The organism is Vibrio sp. 14N.309.X.WAT.E.F5 (genome assembly GCF_030397615.1).
Lineage (GTDB): Bacteria > Pseudomonadota > Gammaproteobacteria > Enterobacterales > Vibrionaceae > Vibrio > Vibrio lentus.
The window spans coordinates 222311-241742 of the sequence record NZ_JAPNXR010000001.1; the positions used below are offsets into that span (position 1 = coordinate 222311).

Here is a 19432-nt window from a genome sequence, read left to right on the forward strand (position 1 = left end):
GGTTTTGGTTTTCTTGAGTGTATGACTAAGAATTGTGTCTTTTGTCAGCTTCGGCTGGCTTTTTAAGACACAACTATGACGAATCGTCACAAATGGAGACTGTGATGGAACATGACAGCCAGAAGCCCAATTTAGCTAATAGCTCTGATTTAATGAGTAACCCTGATTCAACCAGTAACCTCGATCTAGCTAATAACCCCGATTTAGAGAGTCAATCGTCCAACTTAGGTCAACAGGCTCATAATCTAGATAACAGTTGGCACTCAATACCGACTAAGCGTTCGTTTATCGTTTTGCTGGTGGTTTTTTCAATCATCATGCTTTCTGCTTTTGGTGCGAAGAACCTCTACTTTAGAGGGGACTACAACATCTTCTTCGAAGGCACCAACAAACAGTTGATGGCGTTCGACGAAATCCAAACCACCTTTGCGAAAACCGACAACCTCGCGATTGTTATCGCACCTGAAGATGGCAATGTCTTCACCCCAGAAACCCTCACCTTAATTCAAAACCTCACGGTTGATTCGTGGCAGATCCCGTACTCAAGCCGTGTCGATTCGCTGGCCAATTATCAGCATACCGAAGCCGTTGAAGACGACCTCTTGGTCGAAGACCTGCTGTATGAAGAATATGAGCACACACCAGAGCGAATCGCTAAAGTAAAACAGATTGCGCTCAACGAACCACTGCTTAAAAACGCACTAGTTTCAGCCTCTGGTGACGTGACCATTGTCAACGTCACCGTGCAATTGCCTGAAGTGGATAAAACCGCCGAAGTGCAAGAAGTGATCGCGGCCATCAATACTATGATCGCCAAGTACCAAGCCGATTCCCCGAATGTCGAATTCCATAAAGCGGGCATCATTGCCATGAACAACGCGTTTATGATGTCGGCTCAAGAAGACAGCTCAACACTCGTTCCGTTAATGCTGTTGGTGGTGTTGGTGTTCCTGACCTTTATGTTGCGCTCATTCTTTAGTGTGGTGGCTACCTTAGTTGTGATTATCTCGTCGATTGTCGCGACCATGGGTTTGTCTGGCTGGGCAGGGATGTTCCTCAGCACCGCGACGGTTAACGTTCCAACCTTGGTATTAACCCTTGCGGTTGCCGATTGTGTTCACGTGATTGTGACCATGAGACAAGCGATGCAGCGCGGGATGGAGAAAGCACGAGCCATTCAATACAGCATCAAGTTGAATGCGATGCCGATCTTAATTACTTCTGTCACCACAGCGATTGGTTTCTTGATGATGAACATGTCGGATTCTCCCGTATTGCGAGACTTCGGTAACTTGTCGGCATTGGGTGTGATCATCGCGTGTTTCCTCTCTGTGACTATGCTTCCTGCGCTGTTAAAGCTCTTGCCAGTGAAGACCTTGCCAGCCAATGAGGCCGCACAAAACAAAGTGACCTTCATGGATAAACTGGGCGACTTTGTGGTGACCAACCGCAAAGCACTGCTGCCGATTTCGACCTTAGTGATTGTTGGCGCTGCCGCGTTAATTCCATTGAACAAAGTGAATGATGAATCGGTGAAGTATTTCGATACCTCAAGTGAATTCAGACAAGCAGCCGATTTCATGGAAGAGACTGTAAGCGGCATGACGACCATCAGTATTGCGGTGAAAACCAACGAATCTCAAGCGATTGCTGATCCTGTGTTCTTGCAAGCGATTGGTGACTTTACCGATTGGCTACGCGTACAACCAGAAACCGATCATGTGGCCACGCTTTCCGATGTTTACATGCGTTTGAATAAGAACATGCATGGTGACGACGACAGCTATTACCAATTGCCACTTAACCGTGAACTCGCGGCACAATACCTACTGCTTTACGAGATGTCATTGCCATACGGCTTGGACTTGAACAACCAAATCAACGTCGATAAATCATCGATAAAAATGGTGCTGACGGTAGACAACCTCGGCAGCTTGGAATTGGTGGAACTCGAAGAACGCATCTACTCATGGTTTGCCGCCAATGCGCCGCAATATGAAGTAGTCGCGTCGAGCCCATCACTGATGTTTGCTCACATCGGTGAAACCAATATGGCGAGCATGCTATCAACTCTGCCTATTACCTTAGTGCTTATCTCTGGCTTGATGATCTTCGCATTGCGCTCGGTTCGCTTGGGTGTGATCAGCCTAGTGCCAAACATTGCCCCTGCGATTATCGGCTTTGGTTTATGGGCGTTGATCTCGGGCGAAATCAACTTGGGTTTGTCGGTCGTAGTCACCCTTACATTGGGTATCGTGGTCGATGATGCAGTGCATTTCTTGAGTAAATACCAACGAGCACGACTAGAAGGGAAATCAGCGGAGGAAGCCGTTCGTTACGCCTTCCACACTGTTGGCCGTGCGTTGTGGATCACCACAGTTGTGTTAGTGGCTGGCTTCTCTGTACTAGCGATGTCGAGCTTCAGACTCAATTCCGACATGGGCTTACTCAGCGCGATTGTGATTTTCATTGCGCTAGTAGTCGACTTCATCTTGCTACCTAGCTTGCTGATGATCTTCGACAAACAGACTCACTATGCAGTTAAAACTCAGCACGGATCAAAGCCAGACACCAAGTCGCAGCCTAGCTCGACTGGCGAACTGTCTACTTCGACTAAATAAGGAATCGTCAGCCTGCTGCGGTGGGCTGACTCAAGGAGAAATTTATGAAAAGCGTTAAACAAACATTCGTTACTACATTATTCAGTATGGGCGCGGTATTAGCTTTCCCTGCGTTAGCCGACCCAGCGAAAGGCTTAGAAATCGCCGAGCAACGCAAAGCCGTCGATATGGGGTGGGGCGATTCAGTCGCGACCATGGAAATGCTACTTCGCAACAAACAAGGAGAAAGCAGCACACGCCTAATGCGATTGAAATCGTTAGAAGTGGATGACGATGGTGATAAAGGGCTGACGATTTTTGACGAGCCTCGCGACGTAAAAGGCACGGCTTTTCTAAACCATTCACACATCACTAAATCGGATGATCAATGGTTGTATCTGCCTGCATTGAAACGTGTAAAACGCATCTCTTCACGCAACAAATCGGGCCCGTTTATGGGCAGTGAATTTGCTTACGAAGACTTGAGCTCGTTCGAGTTAGGAAAGTATACGTTCAACTACATTGAAGACGCCAAAATCGAAGGTGTCGATACCTTTGTTTTAGAGCAAGTACCGACCGATAAAAACTCTGGTTACACCATGCAAAAGGTATGGCTAGACCAACAATATTACCGCCCAGTTCAAGTGGAGTTTTACGACCGTAAAGGCGCATTACTCAAAACCCTCTCGTTCCAAGACTACAAACAATACCTAAACCAATACTGGCGCGCACACACTATGTCGATGCAAAACCACCAAACAGGCAAAAGCACGGTATTAACGACGACAGATTTAGCCTTCCAGACCGGTCTTAAGGACAAGGATTTTCAAAAAAACACACTTAAACGCGCAAAGTAAGGCAAGAATATGAAAAGGATTGTGTTAACAGGAACGCAGTTATCTTTAACTTTGGCGGCGACAGTTGGGCTAATGCAAGTGTCGTTGCCATGTGTCGCGGCTGGTTTTAGCTCTGAGTTCGTAGAACAGATTAGTCCGGAACTCGCAGGGCAGATTAACCTTGAACACAGGCAGTTCTTTAGCGACGGCTTGCAAGGGCAGGATAAAGGGCAAAGCTCACTGGTGTTGCAGCCAGAGTTTTACTGGGAGCAACAAGAGGGCAACGGCAGCTTTACCTTCACCCCGTTTTATCGCCTAGACAGCGAAGACGATGAGCGCACCCATGGCGACGTTCGTGAAGCTCTGTATCTCAATTATTGGGATGATTATGAACTGCGAGCCGGTGTAGGCAAGGTGTTTTGGGGCGTAACCGAATCGGCGCACTTGGTCGATGTGGTCAACCAAACCGATGCCATTGAATCGGTCGATGGTGAATCCAAATTGGGTCAGCCAATGGTGCACTTCACGTCGATCAAAGACTGGGGAACCATCGATGCCATGCTACTGCCGTATTTTCGTGAGCGTACCTTCGCAGGGGAAGACGGTCGATTAAGAACGCCCGTCCCCGTTTCAGACGATGCGCTTTACGAATCATCGCGAGAAGAAAAGCACGTTGATGTAGCACTGCGCTATAGCCAAATGTACGGCGATTGGGATGTCGGTTTAAGCTACTTAGGTGGTACAAACCGCGACCCTTATTACCGTGTAGAGGGCAATGAACTCAAGCCGTATTACGCGCAAATGCAGCACTTCGGACTCGATGTACAAGGCATTATTGGTGATTGGTTATGGAAGCTGGAAAGCATTTATCGCGACAGTTACGACAACCACACAGGCGTCGCGACAGGTTTTGAATACACATGGGTTGGGGCGCTTGAATCGTATTGGGACATCGGCTTCATTGCTGAATACCTGTATGACAGCCGAGGCAATAACGCCCAAACCATCGGCCAAAACGATGTGTTCCTTGGCGCGCGTTTCGCTTTGAACGATGAAGACGGAACCGAAGTGCTTACAGGCATCACTCAAGACTTAGATAACAGCGATGTCTACAGTGCCAAGTTGGAAGCATCAAGCCGCATCAACAACAACCTCAAGTGGCGATTGAACGCTTGGTTGTTTGAGAACGAAACCCCAGAAGACTTGTTGTTCTTCGCGCGTAAGGACGACTTTGTTGAGATGGCGTTGGAATACTATTTTTAGTCTTTACAAAAAGTGAGTATTTCCAACAAGTTAGCGCTTCCAAAAAATTGCCATTTCCAAAAAGTAAATATTAGCTTCATGAGGCGTTCTTCTTAAGGGGAGCGTCTCAAATTTAAGATGAGCCATATTTAGAATGTTCAACGTCGTCTTTTTATAAAGTGGATCAAACAATCGAATAGCCCCACAGGTAAGATGGTTATATTTTTCGAACCTCTATAACCTCCGGATATGCATGTAAATTGTGCTGGTGGTATCGGCCCTAAGGGATTTATGAATTCATTTAATTGGGATAAAAACTTTGAAACAGGCATTGGTGTCGTAGACGAACAACATCAATACCTTGTTGGTTTTATCAATCACTACGGAAACCTGTTGTCAGAGAATACGATCTCTATAGACGACATGAGCGTCGCTTTACTCGATCTCACACGCTATGCCGAATTTCATTTTAAAGAAGAAGAATCTTTGATGAGAGATTGCGGACTCTATGACTTACACATTGAAGAACACATCAAAGTGCATCGTGTGTTTATGCAAGATATCTACAGCATGCAAGCTTTCATCTTGGAAGAAGATCAGGCGTCAGCACGTCACCTACTGGACTTCCTCATTCATTGGCTTGCTTATCACATCCTCGGCATCGACCAAAACATGGCGCGACAAGTGGCCGCGATAGAAGAGGGCGCAACACCCCTCCAAGCCTTTGAGGCAGAAGAAAAGCAGCAAGACTCGTCAACCATCCCTTTATTAGCCGCGCTTAAAGGCTTATTTGAGCAGGTCTCTGAACGCAACAAACAGTTGTTACGCTTCAACCAGTTACTCGAAGACAAAGTCGAGGAACGTACGGCAGAGTTAAAACAAGCGAATAAGAAACTTGAAGAACTCTCCTTAACAGACTCACTCACTAATTTGCCTAACCGCCGCTGTGCTTTCAAACAGTTAGCCGTACATTGGCAAGACTCCAAAGAACTTGGCGTGCCTTTGGTGTGCATTATGATTGATGCCGACCACTTCAAGCGCATTAATGACACAAGTGGCCATGATGCAGGTGATTTGGTGTTAAAAACCCTCTCACGCGAACTGAAAAACACATTCCGCAACGATGATATTGTGTGCCGATTAGGGGGCGATGAATTCTTGGTGATTTGCCCTGATACCGATCTTAAAGGGGGCATGCACATCGCAGAAACGACTCGCCAGAAAGTGTCTGAATTAGAGGTCGAAACCGGCAACCAAGCTTGGATTGGCAGCATTAGTGTCGGTGTGGCTGAAATGACCCAAGAATTCGAAACCATGAATGAATTGATTAAAGCGGCTGATGAGTCCGTTTATTTAGCGAAAAACGCGGGGAAGAACAGCGTTTGTTCGATTCAGATTTAGATCTCGATTTACTTAAGACTTAGAACCATAGCTCTCGTCAGTTTTAGCGCTCAGTTCACTTTAAATCTAAAACCTAGCTCGCTTTATTTTTTGAGCGCGATTCGCTTCCAAATTAAGGAGTGGTACCAGTAATTGTTCCACTTCTTCCTACTCCTCATTAATATCCTGTTAAATTTGCCGTGTTTTTAGTCAATAACTTGCTCTTTTAGCGATTCAATTTGGCATTGGTAGCGTGTTTGATTACTATGTGTAGCTATCTAAAAAAACTAATCATCCGATACGGACACTACCAACTGGTAGATGAGGAAATGATGCAACATCTAGAAGAGATCATTGCTAATGCAACGACTGCTATTGATACAGCAGATTCGTTAGTCGCACTTGATGAAGTGCGAGTTCAGTATTTAGGTAAGAAGGGTGAATTAACTCTTCAACTACAAAGCCTAGGTAAACTTCCACCTGAAGAGCGTCGCACTGCTGGTCAAGAGATCAACAAAGCGAAAGGTGCTGTTCAACAAGCGATCGCAGCTCGCAAAGACGCACTACAACGTGCAGAGCTTGAAGCGAAACTAGCTGAAGAAACTATCGATGTGAGCCTACCAGGTCGTCGCATTGAGAACGGTGGTCTTCACCCAGTTACTCGCACAGTTGAGCGTATCGAACAGTTCTTTGGTGAGCTTGGCTTTAGCACTGAGTCTGGCCCTGAGATCGAAGATGCATTCCACAACTTTGATGCACTAAACATCGCAGACGATCACCCAGCTCGTACTGATCACGATACTTTCTTCTTCAACCCTGATCTAATGCTACGTACGCACACTTCTGGTGTTCAAATCCGTACGATGGAAAACGGCAAACCGCCATTCCGCTTCATTGCTCCGGGTCGTGTTTACCGTAACGACTACGATCAAACTCACACGCCAATGTTCCACCAAGTGGAAGGTATGTTGGTTGATGAGAACGTAAACTTCGCACAACTTAAAGGCATTCTTAACGATTTCCTTTGTAACTTCTTTGAAGAAGAAGTTGAAGTGCGTTTCCGTCCTTCATTCTTCCCGTTCACAGAGCCTTCAGCTGAAGTTGACGTGAAACGTAAAGATGGCAAATGGCTAGAAGTTCTAGGCTGTGGCATGGTTCACCCTAACGTACTTCGCTCTGTTGGCATCGACCCTGAGAAATACTCTGGTTTTGCATTCGGTATGGGTGTAGAGCGTCTAACGATGCTTCGTTACGGCGTAAATGACCTTCGTGCGTTCTTCGAGAACGACCTTCGTTTCCTTAAACAATTCAAGTAATCCGGGGCAGTCAAAACTATGAAATTCAGTGAATCTTGGCTACGCGAGTGGGTTAAACCTGCAATTAACAGCGAAGAGCTAGCTCACCAAATCACTATGGCTGGTTTGGAAGTTGACGATGTAGAACCTGTTGCTGGTGAATTCACCGGCGTTAAAGTAGGTAAAGTGGTTGAGTGCGGTCAGCACCCAGATGCAGACAAACTACAAGTTACAAAAATTGATATCGGCGAAGAAGAACTTTTAGACATCGTATGTGGTGCATCTAACTGTCGTCTTGGCCTAACTGTAGCAGTAGCAACAGTTGGCGCAGTACTTCCTGGTGACTTCAAAATCAAGAAAGCAAAACTACGTGGCGTTCCATCACACGGTATGCTTTGTTCTTTCTCTGAACTAGGTATCGACGTAGAGTCTGACGGCATCCTTGAGCTACCAGAAGGCACAACGCTAGGTATGGACGTTCGTGAGCTTCTTGAGCTTAACGACGTAACTATCGACGTAGACCTAACAGCAAACCGCGCAGACTGCTTCAGCATCCGTGGCCTTGCTCGTGAAGTTGGCGTACTAAACCGCGCAGACGTTACAGAGCCAACAGTTGACGCTGTTGCAACAAGCATTGAAGACACAGTATCTGTTGAAATCAAAGCAACTGATGCTTGTCCACGTTACCTTGGCCGTGTGGTTAAGAACGTAAACGTGAAAGCGGAATCTCCAATCTGGATGCAAGAAAAACTGCGCCGTTGTGGTATCCGTTCAATCGACCCAGTTGTAGACATCACAAACTACGTGATGCTAGAGCAAGGCCAACCAATGCACGCATTTGATCTTGCTAAGATCGAAGGCGGTATCGTGGTTCGTCTAGCTGAGCAGGGCGAAAAGCTAACACTTCTAGATGGCAACGAAGCTGAACTAAACAGCAACACACTTGTTATCGCAGACCAAAACAAAGCACTAGCAATCGCTGGTATCTTTGGCGGTCAAGATTCAGGTGTGACTACTGAAACAACAGACGTACTTCTTGAAGCTGCATTCTTCGCACCGGATCACATCCGTGGTCGCGCACGTGCTTACGGCCTTCACACTGATTCTTCTCTACGTTTCGAACGTGGTGTTGATTCAACACTTCAAGCAGCAGCAATGGAGCGTGCAACACAGCTTCTAGTTGAAATCTGTGGTGGTGAAGTTGCGCCAGTAAACGGCAGCGAATCTGAAGCTGATCTTCCTAAAGCAAACGTAGTTGCTCTACGTCGCGCTAAACTAGACAGCCTACTAGGTCACGAAATCCCATCTACAGACGTAGTGGAAATTCTTACTCGCCTAGGTTGTGAAGTTGAAACGACTGATGCTGGTTGGACGGCAACGTCTCCATCTTGGCGTTTTGATATCGCAATCGAGCAAGACCTAATTGAAGAAGTAGGTCGTATCTACGGTTACGATAACATTCCAAACCAAGCGCCTAAAGCGGCACTTAAAATGAATGACCACAAAGAAGCTAACCAACCGCTTAAGCGCGTTCGTGACCTTCTTGTAGACCGTGGCTACCACGAAGCAATCACATACAGCTTCGTAGAACCAGAACAGCAAAAACTTGTTGTACCTGGTGTTGAGCCGCTAATCCTGCCATTCCCAATCTCTGCGGACATGTCAGCAATGCGTCTTGGCCTAATCCAAGGTCTTCTAAACACAGTTGTTCACAACCAGAAGCGTCAACAGTCTCGCGTTCGTCTATTCGAATCAGGCCTACGTTTCATCCCTGAAGCAACGGCTGAAAACGGCATGCGCCAAGAAATGATGCTTGCGGGCGTTATCTCTGGTACTCGTGGCGAAGAGCACTGGGACATTGCAACTAACACTGTAGATTTCTTCGATCTTAAAGGTGACCTAGAAGCCGTTCTTGAGCTTTCAGCAAACGAAATCGCATACAGCTTCAAATCTGCTAAGCACCCAGCACTTCACCCAGGTCAAACTGCGGCTATCGTAGTAGACGGCAAAGAAGTGGGTATCATTGGTACTGTTCACCCAGAACTAGAGCGTAAGTTTGGTCTTAACGGCCGTACTATCGTATTCGAAATCGAATGGGCAGCTATCAACACTCGCGTGCTTCCAGAAGCAGTAGCTGTATCTAAGTTCCCTGCAAACCGTCGTGATATCGCCGTTGTTGTTGACGAAGCAGTAGCTTCTGGCGACATCGTAGAAGCGTGTATCGCAGCGGGTGGCGAATTCCTAACAGGCGCTAAACTGTTCGACGTATACGTTGGTCAAGGCGTTGAAGAAGGTAAGAAGAGCCTAGCAATCGCACTTAGCCTACAGTCTGTAGAGCGCACTCTTGAAGATGCAGACATCGCTGGTTCAGTAGATGCTATCGTAGCTTCAATCTCAGAGAAATTCGGCGCAGCACTTCGCGACTAATCTCTTCTGATAGATAGAAAAATCAAAGGCCTCGCAATTGCGAGGCCTTTTTGTTTGTTGCGAGTAGGGGCACAATAGCTAATTCAGAACTGAATAGAAATTAGTTAGTGTCCGTACTAGGTTGGCGAAGGTAACTTGAAACCTTAAATGTTTATTACTTATAAAACTCATGCAGATTATTAGATTGGTTGAGTCGTTAATAGTAGATTTTTCTTCGTTGAAATGATGAGTACGATTAGAGCTTTCAGTTGTCTTAATGTAGAATTTCGGGCGGCTTTATTTTAGTGAAAGGATATTCTTACTTTGAAGCGTGGATGGGTTCATATTATAAATTATTTAACATGTTATGAGATTTAAGTAGGCTTCTCATCGTTGAAATATTGCTTACAGAAGGAGATCGAGAATTTAATTATTGCTTACCGATGCTAAATAGAAAAATATAACCGAAACAATATGCACATGGCTGTATCTCCATGATATGATTGAATAAATTATTATTATCTTTAATGGAGTAAGCTGTGGACAAATTTTTTCAAGCAGCATTGGGGGTTGGTGGGCTAGGTACGGTAGGTGCAGCTATCTTTTTTGGTCTTTACAAGCAATGGTTAACACTAGAGATCTTCTCTGAATTGTCTGGTGATCAAACGTTTACAATAATGCTGGTGTTCTTGGTTTTGGTCTTTTTTTGTGCGATAGCACTTATAATTGCTCACGTGATTAAAGGTCTCAAAATAAATACTGCTACCGCGTCTAACAACTCAACGGCTATAGTGAACGATAATTCAAAATGATTAGTCGAAATACAGCAGAAGCCGATGCAAACTCTTTAGCTGCGGTTAATAATGGTAGTGGAAATCAGACGTTGGTTAATAATTCAACAGTTCACATTGGTGGACTAGTTAACTTAACGTCTACAGTGACCGGCGCGATTGTATTTGATCCGAGGGCTATGAGAGAAGTAATTCTCTCTATTGATAAAGTGTTTGGAGGAATCAGTGCGAGTCCTTCAGACTTTGATATTATTGATATTGAAGAAAAAAACAAACTCAATGGTTTAACGCAAGAATTTTATGATGAAGAAATAGCTGTTGAATACGAACCATTCTTTATTGAACTCGATGTTTTTCTAAAGCAAAGGGGAAATCAAGATCTACTTAAATCAATTGATAATATAGTCAGTAATCTCAATAGAAAAATTCGTATTAAGAGAAAAAAATTTGAGTCATTTGAAGAGTTGCTTTTATCTATTGAAGAAGCACTATTGGATAAAGAATATTCAGTATTGAATGGTAAGGAAAATACTATTTGTTTTTTCTTATTCTACTTATACGCCAGCTGTTTAATTGGAAAAAAAACAGAAAGGGAAAAAGCATGCTGACTCCACATAGATTTATGAACCTTGAGTATTGTCTGATTTATGTATCTTCATTAATTATTGAGTGTCTTGTATCAAGAGGGGATACAAGCCTCAGTGAATTATATAGATACTGTAAGGTTTTAAATAAAGAAATAAATGAGCAAGATATAACTGATGCGATTAGTCTCTTATATTTATTGGGTAAAGCTAAATACAGTGTAGATAGTGACCTTGTTGGTATCCTTGGTAATTAATTATGTTAAAACTAAGTAAAATATACTCAAATGATAATGATTCATTTCCAGAAATAAAGTTCAGAGATGGCTTGAATATTGTTTTTGCAAATGTAACAAAAGAGAGTAAAAGTAAATCATCTCACAGTTTAGGAAAAACAACTTTAGTTGAGTTAATAAATTTCACACTATTAAAGACTATTGATAGTAAAAGTTTTTTAAAGAAAAATATATTCAAAGAATATGTTTTCTTTTTAGAGTTGGAGTATCAAGAAGGCTGTTATGTTACTATCAGAAGACCGGTATCAGGCAAAATATCTATACATACTTCAAAAAATAAGGATGATTTGAGCCATTTTGATGAGAATGATTGGGAACATAGCAAAGTTGGTTTAAAAAAGGCTAAGAGCATTATTGATGGTTTAGTTTCATTAAGCTTTACTAACAATAATCCCTTTACATATAGGAACGGCTTGAGGTATTGCCTACGTAAACAAACAGAATATGAGAGCACGTTTAAAGTTAATACTAGTAGAGAAAGTGACTCAAATTGGAAACCATATTTAGCAGAAGTGTTAGGAATTGAATCAAGTTTAGTCAAAAATAAATATGACGCTAATGCAAAGGTAGCATCGATTAAAAGTGCTATTAAAGAAATAGACTCATTACCTCAAGAAAGTACACAAAGCTTAGAAGCTGAAATTGCACAAATTGAAGCTCATATCTCTCGAATGCAAGCAGAACTTGATAGCTTTGACTTTAGAAAATTTGACACAGATATAAATAACGAACTTATTGATAATGTTTCTGTAGATGTAGCAAATTATAATAAAAATCTCTATGCAATAGATCAGAAGATTCATTCAATAAATGAATCTCTTAATACAGAGTTCTCTTTTGATTTAGAGAGAGTTGTAGGTTTATTTGAAGAAGTAAATCTTCACTTTCCAGATAGCTTAGCTCACTCATATGAAGAGTTAGTGAATTTGAATACTCAAATGTCTGAAGGTAGGAAAAAGCGACTTAAAAATACAAAAATCAAACTATTTGAAGATAGAAAAATTATAGAAGGTTTACTAGATAGTGCAACAGAGCAACAAAAACAACTAGCAGGACTTTTATTGCAAAAAGATGCTTTTTCAAAATATAAATTGTTTCAATCAAAGCTAAGTAAAGAAGAAAGCAGACTTGCTGTATTGAATGAACGTGTTCAAAAGTTAGACCAAGCTTCAGTTTTAGAGGATAGATTGAAGGGTGCTAATATTGAAAAAGATGTCGCTGAAAAAGCACTAACACAAGCAACTCGTGTTAGAGATAACAATACAATTAAGCTGGCCGTGGAGATATTCAGTGAGATGGTCGAAGAAATCCTCTCTATATCGGCTTTCTTTTATACAAGTACAAATAATGAAGGGAATCTTGACTTTAATATAGGATTAAAAGATCAGACATCAGTAAATGATGGTTTTTCATACACTCGAACCTTATCTGCAATCTTTGACCTTACATTGATGAAGATGCATGCAAATGAGAGTTTCTATAGATTTTGCTATCACGACGGGCTATTAGAAAGTTTAGACGATAGAGTTAAATTTAGACTAATAAATAGAATGCGTGATTTGTCAGAGCAATTCGGCTTACAACTTATCATTAGTGTTCTTGATAGTGACATTCCAATTTTAGAAAATGGGGAAAAGGACTACTTTCCCGATAATGAAGTTATTAGAGAGTTACATGATAAAGGTAACCTAGGCAGACTGTTCAGAATGCCCTCATTTTAAATTAATCATCAGGCACATTAGTGCCTGATTTGATTTTGTTTTCTAAACTTCCATTGACCTGTCTACAACTTCACACTTTATAGTGGCTATATTGATTGAGAGGGCAGCCTTCTGTATTACCTCCAAAGTAAGTAGAGAGACACTATGAAACGCTTAATTCTAAACATCACACTCTTGTTATTCATGGCGCTTGGTAGCTTTAATGCCATAGCTCATGATTCAACGGTTAAGTACGGTATTGCAATATCTCAAGATGGTGAGCAAATTGCGTATGGCAGAAGTGGGAGTGGGGATACGACGCTGATCTTCATTCACGGTTGGAGCTTAGACAGCAGGCTGTGGCAAAACCAAGTGAGCGAGTTTTCAAAGCAGTACCAAGTGATCACCATGGACTTAGCAGGGCACGGTAACTCATCGTTCAACCGCGAAGAGTACACCATGGTTGCGTTCGCCGAAGATATCAAAGCAGTAATCGAGAAAGAACAACTCGATTCCGTCATCTTAGTCGGGCATTCCATGGCGGGTGGTGTTATTGCAGAAGCCGCTAAACTGATGCCGAAAAGAGTGAAGGGCATTATTGGTGTCGATACATCGCAAAATGTTGCATTAGCTTTTTCACAAAGCGACTTAGATGCAATGACTAAATCGTTTGAAGAAGACTTCCAAGCTGCTATCACTGTGTTCGTGAAAGACTCGCTACCAAAAGACGTAGACGCAGATTTACTTTATTGGGCAACGCAAGACATGGCTTCAGCACCGCCAGCTATCGCGATAAACCAGTTCCGCCATTATCTAGGTCAATACGTAACAGGCGAAGCACACCGCGTGTATGAGAACGTGAATGTACCAGTAGTATTGGTCAACGCTCGCCTATGGCCAACCGATTCAGAAGCGAACAAGAAACACATTAAGGATTACAGCATTTACTACATTGAAGACTCAGGCCATTTCCCAATGCTTGAACAACCACAGCAGTTCAACGCAACGTTGATGAAAGCGGTGCAGTCAGTGAAGTAGGGCGCTGTAGTTGTTAAAATATGGATGTAATCATCCTATAGATAAAACAAAGGCCTCGTGTGTACTAGGCCTTAGTTTTTAAGTCAAATCGGTGGAATCTGTCAATCTGATAGAGTCCATTATTTTTTGTCTTGAGATTCTTTATATTTTTTTGTAATCCACTCATGCAAATGAAGTCCCGTTTGACGCTTTAGGAATACACTGATGCCAGCCAAAATTAACAGTCCAATTATTGTGCCCATAATCATCTCCACGTTTTGTAATTTTTTAAATTCAGTTTAATCAATATGTTAGTTTTTGATTAATCCATTGATTTCATCATTTTATCTATATTAAGCCCACCAAGATCCTCGAGGTTATTCTTAATCTCTTCATCGATTGATAGCTGGCGTTCCACTTTCTTTATTTCCTTCTCAAGAAACTTTTCAACTTCTTGAGATACGTTGAACATTAAGCCCTGTTCACGCGCTGCTTTTCTCGCTCGTTTAAGACGAACATCTAAGTCTGATGAGATTTTGATGTTCAGTGATACTTTGGATTGTTTTTTCTGTAATGACATATCGATTCTCAACTCTATCTAAAAAATACTATAAACTTTTCTACCTTTTTAGCAAGAAACTTTGAGGTTGACGGATTTAGGATCGAACAAGAAATACATCAAGGATTACAGCATTTACTACATTGAAGACTCAGGCCATTTCCCAAAGCTAGAGCAACCAGAGCAGTTCAACACAAGGTTGATGAAAGCGATTAAGTCAGTGAAGTCGGGTGATTACACGTGAGAATAGGCTGATAATCCCCTCCTAACCTCCCCTTGGTTTACATCTCCAATCTCTTGTTGGCAACGATAAAGGGGAGGAACTGAATACCGATCGTGACAAGTGCTGCTATATGTTCAGCGACAAAGAATATTCTCCCCCTCATTCTTATATCTCAAGAGATCGGGTCACTCCATTCGAGGGGGAGCTAGAGGCTTTGGTCTACTAGAACCATTCCACAATGTTTATGAAAGCGGTTAAGTCAGTGAAGTAGAGCGCTGTAGTTGTTAAAGGATAGTGGTTAATCGTTGATAGAAAAACTAAGGCCTCGCGTGTGCGAGGCCTTTTTGTTCCGGCTAAAACTCAATATTAATCGAGTTTAACGGAAGCTTGGGATAATCGCCGGAATCCCCGGTAGAAGGCCAACCAACGCCATTACACCACTTAGTACAATAAACATAATGCCAGGCAACACCCAACGGCTCATTTTACTAAGCTCACTACTGCGTTCTTTACAACCGACTAAGCCTAAGTTATCCAACAGCATGGTGAGAGCCCAACCAAATGCAGGGTTAACGAGCGCTGAAGAAAATACAACAATCGCTGCTGATTGTGTGGTTTTCCCTTCACGCGTCATTTCCATTCCAGCTTCTAGCAATGGCACAAATACCCCAACAATTAGCGCAACACAAAGCACAGGTTGCCAGATAGCTAGATCCATCGGGTAGCCCCAAACAGCAGCGATGATACAGAACAGAGCCGTGAGCAAAGCGCCGGCAGGAATAGGGCGTTTAGCAATCGCCGCCGGTACGATATAAGTACCCCATGAAGACGTAAAGTTAGTACCACCGAGCAGAGAACCGAACGTTTGACGAATTGAAGCCGTGGTCATGGTGTCGTCAATGTTCATGTGTACTTTTTCGGTACGCTCTGGATAGCTGATTTTTTGAAATACTTGATGGCCTAAGAAATCTGGTGACCACATTGCTACGGCTAGAATCGCAAACGGCAATACCACCATGAAGTGTTCAATCGTCGGTAGGCCTAGCATCCAACCTGTATCTTCTCCCCACCAATACATAGGGTTCATGTTGGGCAAGCCTGGCTCAGTGTGGAAAGCAAATGGGGCACCCATGGCAAATGCAATCGTACCACCCAGCAAGCAACTAAGAGGTACTGCTAACCAACGTTTACGGAAGTGTTCCAATAGCGCGTACAAGATAATGGTGCAAAAGATCACGACAAACGCGATGTGGCTCATGCCGATTCCTTCAGCCCAAGCGAACAGTTTCTTAACTTGAGAGGCGGTTCCAACAAAGCCAAGGTAGAGCAACAAGCCGCCACACACGCCTTTACTGGTGAGGTTGGCCAACATGCTGCCACCTTTACTGATGGCTAAGATGAGGCCAAAAGCGCCAATCAACAAGCCAAACGCCATAGGGTGTCCACCTGCTGCAACGACAATCGGAATTAAAGGGATGAGTGGGCCGTGTGTACCTGCGAGGTTCGCGGTCGGCAATAGGAAGCCAGAGAAAATAATAATGAAAACAGAGGCGATGAGGAGTTCATAACGAACGTTTTCTAGAATGAAGTCTTCATTTAATCCGAGAGCCCCTGCAAAGGTAGCAGCAATCGCGCCCACCATCACAACTTTACCAATGGTCGCTGCCATCGCTGGGATGGTGTCTTCTATCTCGAATCGATAATCTTTAAACGGCAAATTGGGACGCCAGCGCTTAGGCGACATGATTTGTAATTCATGTTCTAAATATTGTTCGCGGGAATCAAACTCCGATCTTGGTTTGTGTTGTTGTTCATAAGTGAGTTCATCCTCATTGGCTTGAGGCTTATCTGCTTGTATATGTACGGACTCTAAAGTACTGCTCATTTTGATTCCTTTCGTTCACACTCTAAGGCGTGTTATTCCAACAAACGTTATTGACTCACGCAGAAGCGCAAACAATGCGTCAACTTATTATTAAAAACTCATTAACATTTAGTCGTTAGTACCTTATACCAAACCAAAAAAAACAAATAGTCTCAGGTAGTTAGACATTAGTCGTAGAGTTAGAAGGCTAATATGAAAGACGGTAAACAGTATGAACTGGCTTGTTTGTAGGCGATAAATTTATGGGTAATAAGCGAATAGCTAACAAGAAATGCTTGGCGCTAAAGCATCAGATAACGTCCATCGACGAGTGCTTTCTGGGGTAACGTTTTTGGTTAAAAACTATTGATAATAATTCTCATTACGATATTTTATGGGCTCAAACACACTCATTGTTGCGGAGACCAACATGGAACACTCGGATATTACTCAACTGCTTATTCCAAAAAGCGATTGGGCATCGCCTGATCTCTTTCTCTATGAAGGGGAAGACAAACTTCATCTGAGCTTAGAAGGCGCTATTCAATACAGTGGATTGAACAGCATTGGTGGCGTGGTTCTGGGCTTTAGGATGATCCAACATGCGGTGCAACTCGCGGCGGGTGATCAGTCTTTGCAACGTGATGGCATCAGTGTTTATACCGCGTTCCCTGGACGTGGTGCTCAAGATGCTTTTGAGTACACATGCCGCGCACTGCGTGATAGGCGCTATTGCTGTGATACCACATTGCACCATCCAGCAGCGCAAACCGGACAACGTGGTCAGTTCTTATTTACGCTTCGCTTGAATGAACAGTCTATGGTGATGACGCCAGCAGACGGACTTCCAAGAAAAAGCTACTTTGAAGCCGACCGACACTCACAAGAAGGTCGAGAGGCAGCATTGAGATGGCGCGATGAGAAGATCAACTTCGCTAATACGCTCTTGAGCTTGTCGCCAGAAGAGTGCTTACGCGTGTTGTAACTCTTTGTTCTCACTTACAGGATGAGTTAAAAAACACAATGAATAACAAGAGGTCGCTCGCTTTCAAGTGGGTGACCTTTTTTGTATCAAGCGCTCGCGGAAACCAGATTCCTAGTCGCGCTTAGGCTTGCTGGAATGACTCACTTTTAGCTTAGTGCGGTAGTCTAAAGTCTATGAATTTCAGCAATCAACTTAAGCCGCCCGATCTCAATCTGCAACACATTTAGGCTCGCAGGTGGTGCAGTTTTCAAAGCATTACACAGCTTACGGTTAAACTAAGTGATATGATTTTGCTGAAAGAACTAAAAAGCTAATGAATTAAAGGATGAGTACGATGGAAAAAACGATCTCGTTGGTACTTGGCAGTGGTGGCGCAAGAGGCTTGGTTCACGTTGGAATCATCCGTTGGCTCATTGAGCATGGCTATCAGATAAAATCCATCTCTGGTTGTTCAATTGGCGCACTTATCGGTGGAGTCTACGCGGCGGGTAAGTTGGATGAATTTGAAGAGTGGGTCACCAGTATTGACCAATCGGATATGGCGATGATGTTGGACTTTTCATGGCAATCGAGTGGTATCTTCAAAGGGGACAAGATCATCGACACACTGCGTGGATTGATCGGCGAGATTTCAATTGAAGATCTGCCTATCCCTTATACCGCAGTTGCCGCTAATGTCGCTGATGAAAAAGAGGTTTGGCTGCAATCAGGCTCTCTGTTTGATGCCATTCGCGCTTCTATCTCTTTGCCGTTGTTCTTTACTCCTCATGTGATTAATGGCGAAGCGCTGATTGATGGCGGTGTACTTAACCCTGTACCGATTGCGCCTACCTTTGGTGATAAGACAGACTTTACTCTGGCAGTGAACTTAGGTGGTGAACCTGAAACGCTTCAGCAGGAAGTGACACCGGTTTCGCTACCAACAAAAGAGAGTAACCTGCATGAGAAGGTTGTTCATTTTATCGATAATCTCGGTAGCAGTGTAAAAAGCAAAATGAGCTTCAATTTTGCAGCCTACGACATTGCCAACCAAGCGTTTGATGCGATGCAATCGACCATTGCTCGTCAAAAACTGGCCGCTTATCCTGCCGATATTACGCTTGAGATCCCACGTAATGCCTGTGGCACCTTAGAGTTTGATCGCTCACAAGAGATGATAGATAGAGGGTACCATTTGGCACAGGCTAAATTGGGCAATCGACTTTAATATATTTGCTGCTGAATGAGAGTATTTATGGAAACTGAACTAAAAGAGCTTGAACTCCACGAGCTTATGGCAACAAAAGACGTCATCGTACTCACTAGCTCAGAAGCAGCTGCCGTATCTTGGCTGATAGGGTGCTATCACGAGAACGCCAATATTCAGATTATCGAGAACGCACATCAGCTAGATACTGAAGCGGTTTTGGCGCAATGCCGAGACAGCCTGAGTGAAAGTAAAAAGGTTATCCTTACCGCACAGTTTCGTAGCCAGCTTCCTATTATCAATATCGCTTCGCTGTGTAATGAGCAGCGTAAATCATTGACCAATATTGAGTTGTCGGGCTGGGATGAAGAAGATCGCCTTCCTCATTCTTATAGCAGTTTCTAGGTTATAAGAATTTCTAGCTTATAGCGGTTTCTAGTTAACAGCATTCGCTATGTAGCAGCCGTT

Annotated in this window: 16 protein-coding genes and 1 pseudogene; 15 read left to right on the top strand and 2 right to left on the bottom strand. The window is 43.4% G+C overall.

Annotated features, from left to right (window positions below; genetic code table 11):
- The first annotated feature begins 41 nt into the window (after window positions 1–41).
- From OW495_RS00955 to OW495_RS01005, 11 genes are all read left to right on the top strand, one after another.
- Window positions 42–2621: an MMPL family transporter gene (locus OW495_RS00955; protein WP_289884432.1), complete on the top strand. Its 2580-nt coding sequence runs from the start codon at window positions 42–44 to the stop codon at window positions 2619–2621.
- 44 nt (window positions 2622–2665) lie between these two features.
- Entirely contained in the window at window positions 2666–3457 is a 792-nt protein-coding gene (locus OW495_RS00960) for an outer membrane lipoprotein-sorting protein (RefSeq protein ID WP_099166777.1), read from the top strand.
- A 9-nt stretch (window positions 3458–3466) separates the two neighbouring features.
- Complete coding sequence (locus OW495_RS00965; RefSeq protein ID WP_102535873.1) at window positions 3467–4699, top strand: hypothetical protein; 1233 nt, start codon at window positions 3467–3469, stop codon at window positions 4697–4699.
- 270 nt (window positions 4700–4969) lie between these two features.
- Window positions 4970–6079 carry a diguanylate cyclase gene (locus tag OW495_RS00970; RefSeq protein ID WP_017109718.1) on the top strand — a complete coding sequence of 370 codons (1110 nt, stop codon included), beginning with the start codon at window positions 4970–4972 and terminating at the stop codon, window positions 6077–6079.
- A 311-nt stretch (window positions 6080–6390) separates the two neighbouring features.
- Window positions 6391–7374, top strand: coding sequence for a phenylalanine--tRNA ligase subunit alpha (gene pheS / locus OW495_RS00975; RefSeq protein ID WP_004734764.1), 984 nt, complete (start codon window positions 6391–6393; stop codon window positions 7372–7374).
- 18 nt (window positions 7375–7392) lie between these two features.
- Window positions 7393–9780 (top strand): phenylalanine--tRNA ligase subunit beta, encoded by a 2388-nt coding sequence (pheT, locus tag OW495_RS00980; protein WP_017109719.1) that lies wholly within the window; start codon window positions 7393–7395, stop codon window positions 9778–9780.
- Between the two features lie 518 nt (window positions 9781–10298).
- Window positions 10299–10571, top strand: a complete 273-nt coding sequence (locus OW495_RS00985) for a hypothetical protein (RefSeq protein ID WP_048609150.1) — start codon at window positions 10299–10301, stop codon at window positions 10569–10571.
- Window positions 10568–11158: an ABC-three component system protein gene (locus OW495_RS00990; protein WP_048609148.1), complete on the top strand. Its 591-nt coding sequence runs from the start codon at window positions 10568–10570 to the stop codon at window positions 11156–11158. The genes OW495_RS00985 and OW495_RS00990 overlap by 4 nt, the downstream gene beginning before the upstream one ends.
- Window positions 11152–11391 carry a hypothetical protein gene (locus OW495_RS00995; RefSeq protein ID WP_048609146.1) on the top strand — a complete coding sequence of 80 codons (240 nt, stop codon included), beginning with the start codon at window positions 11152–11154 and terminating at the stop codon, window positions 11389–11391. Before OW495_RS00990 ends, OW495_RS00995 begins: the two co-directional genes overlap by 7 nt.
- A 2-nt stretch (window positions 11392–11393) precedes the next feature.
- Window positions 11394–13151, top strand: a complete 1758-nt coding sequence (locus OW495_RS01000) for a DUF2326 domain-containing protein (RefSeq protein ID WP_102535872.1) — start codon at window positions 11394–11396, stop codon at window positions 13149–13151.
- 144 nt (window positions 13152–13295) lie between these two features.
- A complete protein-coding gene (locus OW495_RS01005; RefSeq protein ID WP_102535871.1) occupies window positions 13296–14168 on the top strand; it encodes an alpha/beta hydrolase in 873 nt (290 codons plus the stop codon).
- 301 nt (window positions 14169–14469) lie between these two features.
- Here OW495_RS01005 and OW495_RS01010 read toward each other — a convergent pair whose 3' ends face one another.
- Complete coding sequence (locus OW495_RS01010) at window positions 14470–14727, bottom strand: hypothetical protein (RefSeq protein ID WP_017085640.1); 258 nt, start codon at window positions 14725–14727, stop codon at window positions 14470–14472.
- A 64-nt stretch (window positions 14728–14791) separates the two neighbouring features.
- Between OW495_RS01010 and OW495_RS01015 the strand changes: the two are divergent.
- A pseudogene (locus tag OW495_RS01015) lies at window positions 14792–14950 on the top strand (alpha/beta hydrolase); the annotation flags it as partial.
- A 355-nt stretch (window positions 14951–15305) separates the two neighbouring features.
- On the opposite strand, the gene OW495_RS01020 reads toward OW495_RS01015, so the two are convergent.
- Window positions 15306–16814, bottom strand: a complete 1509-nt coding sequence (locus OW495_RS01020; RefSeq protein WP_016789509.1) for a DUF3360 domain-containing protein — start codon at window positions 16812–16814, stop codon at window positions 15306–15308.
- 409 nt (window positions 16815–17223) lie between these two features.
- Between OW495_RS01020 and OW495_RS01025 the strand changes: the two genes are divergently transcribed.
- The 3 genes from OW495_RS01025 to OW495_RS01035 all read left to right on the top strand — a co-directional run bounded on the left by OW495_RS01025 (window position 17224) and on the right by OW495_RS01035 (window position 19369).
- Complete coding sequence (locus OW495_RS01025) at window positions 17224–17778, top strand: hypothetical protein (protein WP_065103976.1); 555 nt, start codon at window positions 17224–17226, stop codon at window positions 17776–17778.
- Window positions 17779–18112: 334 nt separating this feature from the next.
- On the top strand, window positions 18113–18985 hold the full coding sequence (locus OW495_RS01030; protein ID WP_102513811.1) for a patatin-like phospholipase family protein: 873 nt from the start codon (window positions 18113–18115) through the stop codon (window positions 18983–18985).
- Between the two features lie 15 nt (window positions 18986–19000).
- Entirely contained in the window at window positions 19001–19369 is a 369-nt protein-coding gene (locus tag OW495_RS01035; protein ID WP_102513812.1) for a hypothetical protein, read from the top strand.
- The last annotated feature ends 63 nt before the right edge of the window (window positions 19370–19432 follow it).

Bases quoted from the DNA above. Each gene is read 5' to 3' on its own strand.
- OW495_RS01030 (WP_102513811.1), top strand. From the start codon at position 18,113: ATGGAAAAAACGATCTCGTTGGTACTTGGCAGTGGTGGCGCAAGAGGC.
- OW495_RS01010 (WP_017085640.1), bottom strand. From the start codon at position 14,727: ATGTCATTACAGAAAAAACAATCCAAAGTATCACTGAACATCAAAATC.
- pheT (WP_017109719.1), top strand. From the start codon at position 7,393: ATGAAATTCAGTGAATCTTGGCTACGCGAGTGGGTTAAACCTGCAATT.
- OW495_RS01035 (WP_102513812.1), top strand. From the start codon at position 19,001: ATGAGAGTATTTATGGAAACTGAACTAAAAGAGCTTGAACTCCACGAG.
- OW495_RS01000 (WP_102535872.1), top strand. From the start codon at position 11,394: ATGTTAAAACTAAGTAAAATATACTCAAATGATAATGATTCATTTCCA.
- OW495_RS01020 (WP_016789509.1), bottom strand. From the start codon at position 16,814: ATGAGCAGTACTTTAGAGTCCGTACATATACAAGCAGATAAGCCTCAA.
- OW495_RS00970 (WP_017109718.1), top strand. From the start codon at position 4,970: ATGAATTCATTTAATTGGGATAAAAACTTTGAAACAGGCATTGGTGTC.
- pheS (WP_004734764.1), top strand. From the start codon at position 6,391: ATGCAACATCTAGAAGAGATCATTGCTAATGCAACGACTGCTATTGAT.
- OW495_RS00965 (WP_102535873.1), top strand. From the start codon at position 3,467: ATGAAAAGGATTGTGTTAACAGGAACGCAGTTATCTTTAACTTTGGCG.
- OW495_RS00960 (WP_099166777.1), top strand. From the start codon at position 2,666: ATGAAAAGCGTTAAACAAACATTCGTTACTACATTATTCAGTATGGGC.
- OW495_RS01005 (WP_102535871.1), top strand. From the start codon at position 13,296: ATGAAACGCTTAATTCTAAACATCACACTCTTGTTATTCATGGCGCTT.
- OW495_RS00990 (WP_048609148.1), top strand. From the start codon at position 10,568: ATGATTAGTCGAAATACAGCAGAAGCCGATGCAAACTCTTTAGCTGCG.
- OW495_RS00995 (WP_048609146.1), top strand. From the start codon at position 11,152: ATGCTGACTCCACATAGATTTATGAACCTTGAGTATTGTCTGATTTAT.
- OW495_RS01025 (WP_065103976.1), top strand. From the start codon at position 17,224: ATGGAACACTCGGATATTACTCAACTGCTTATTCCAAAAAGCGATTGG.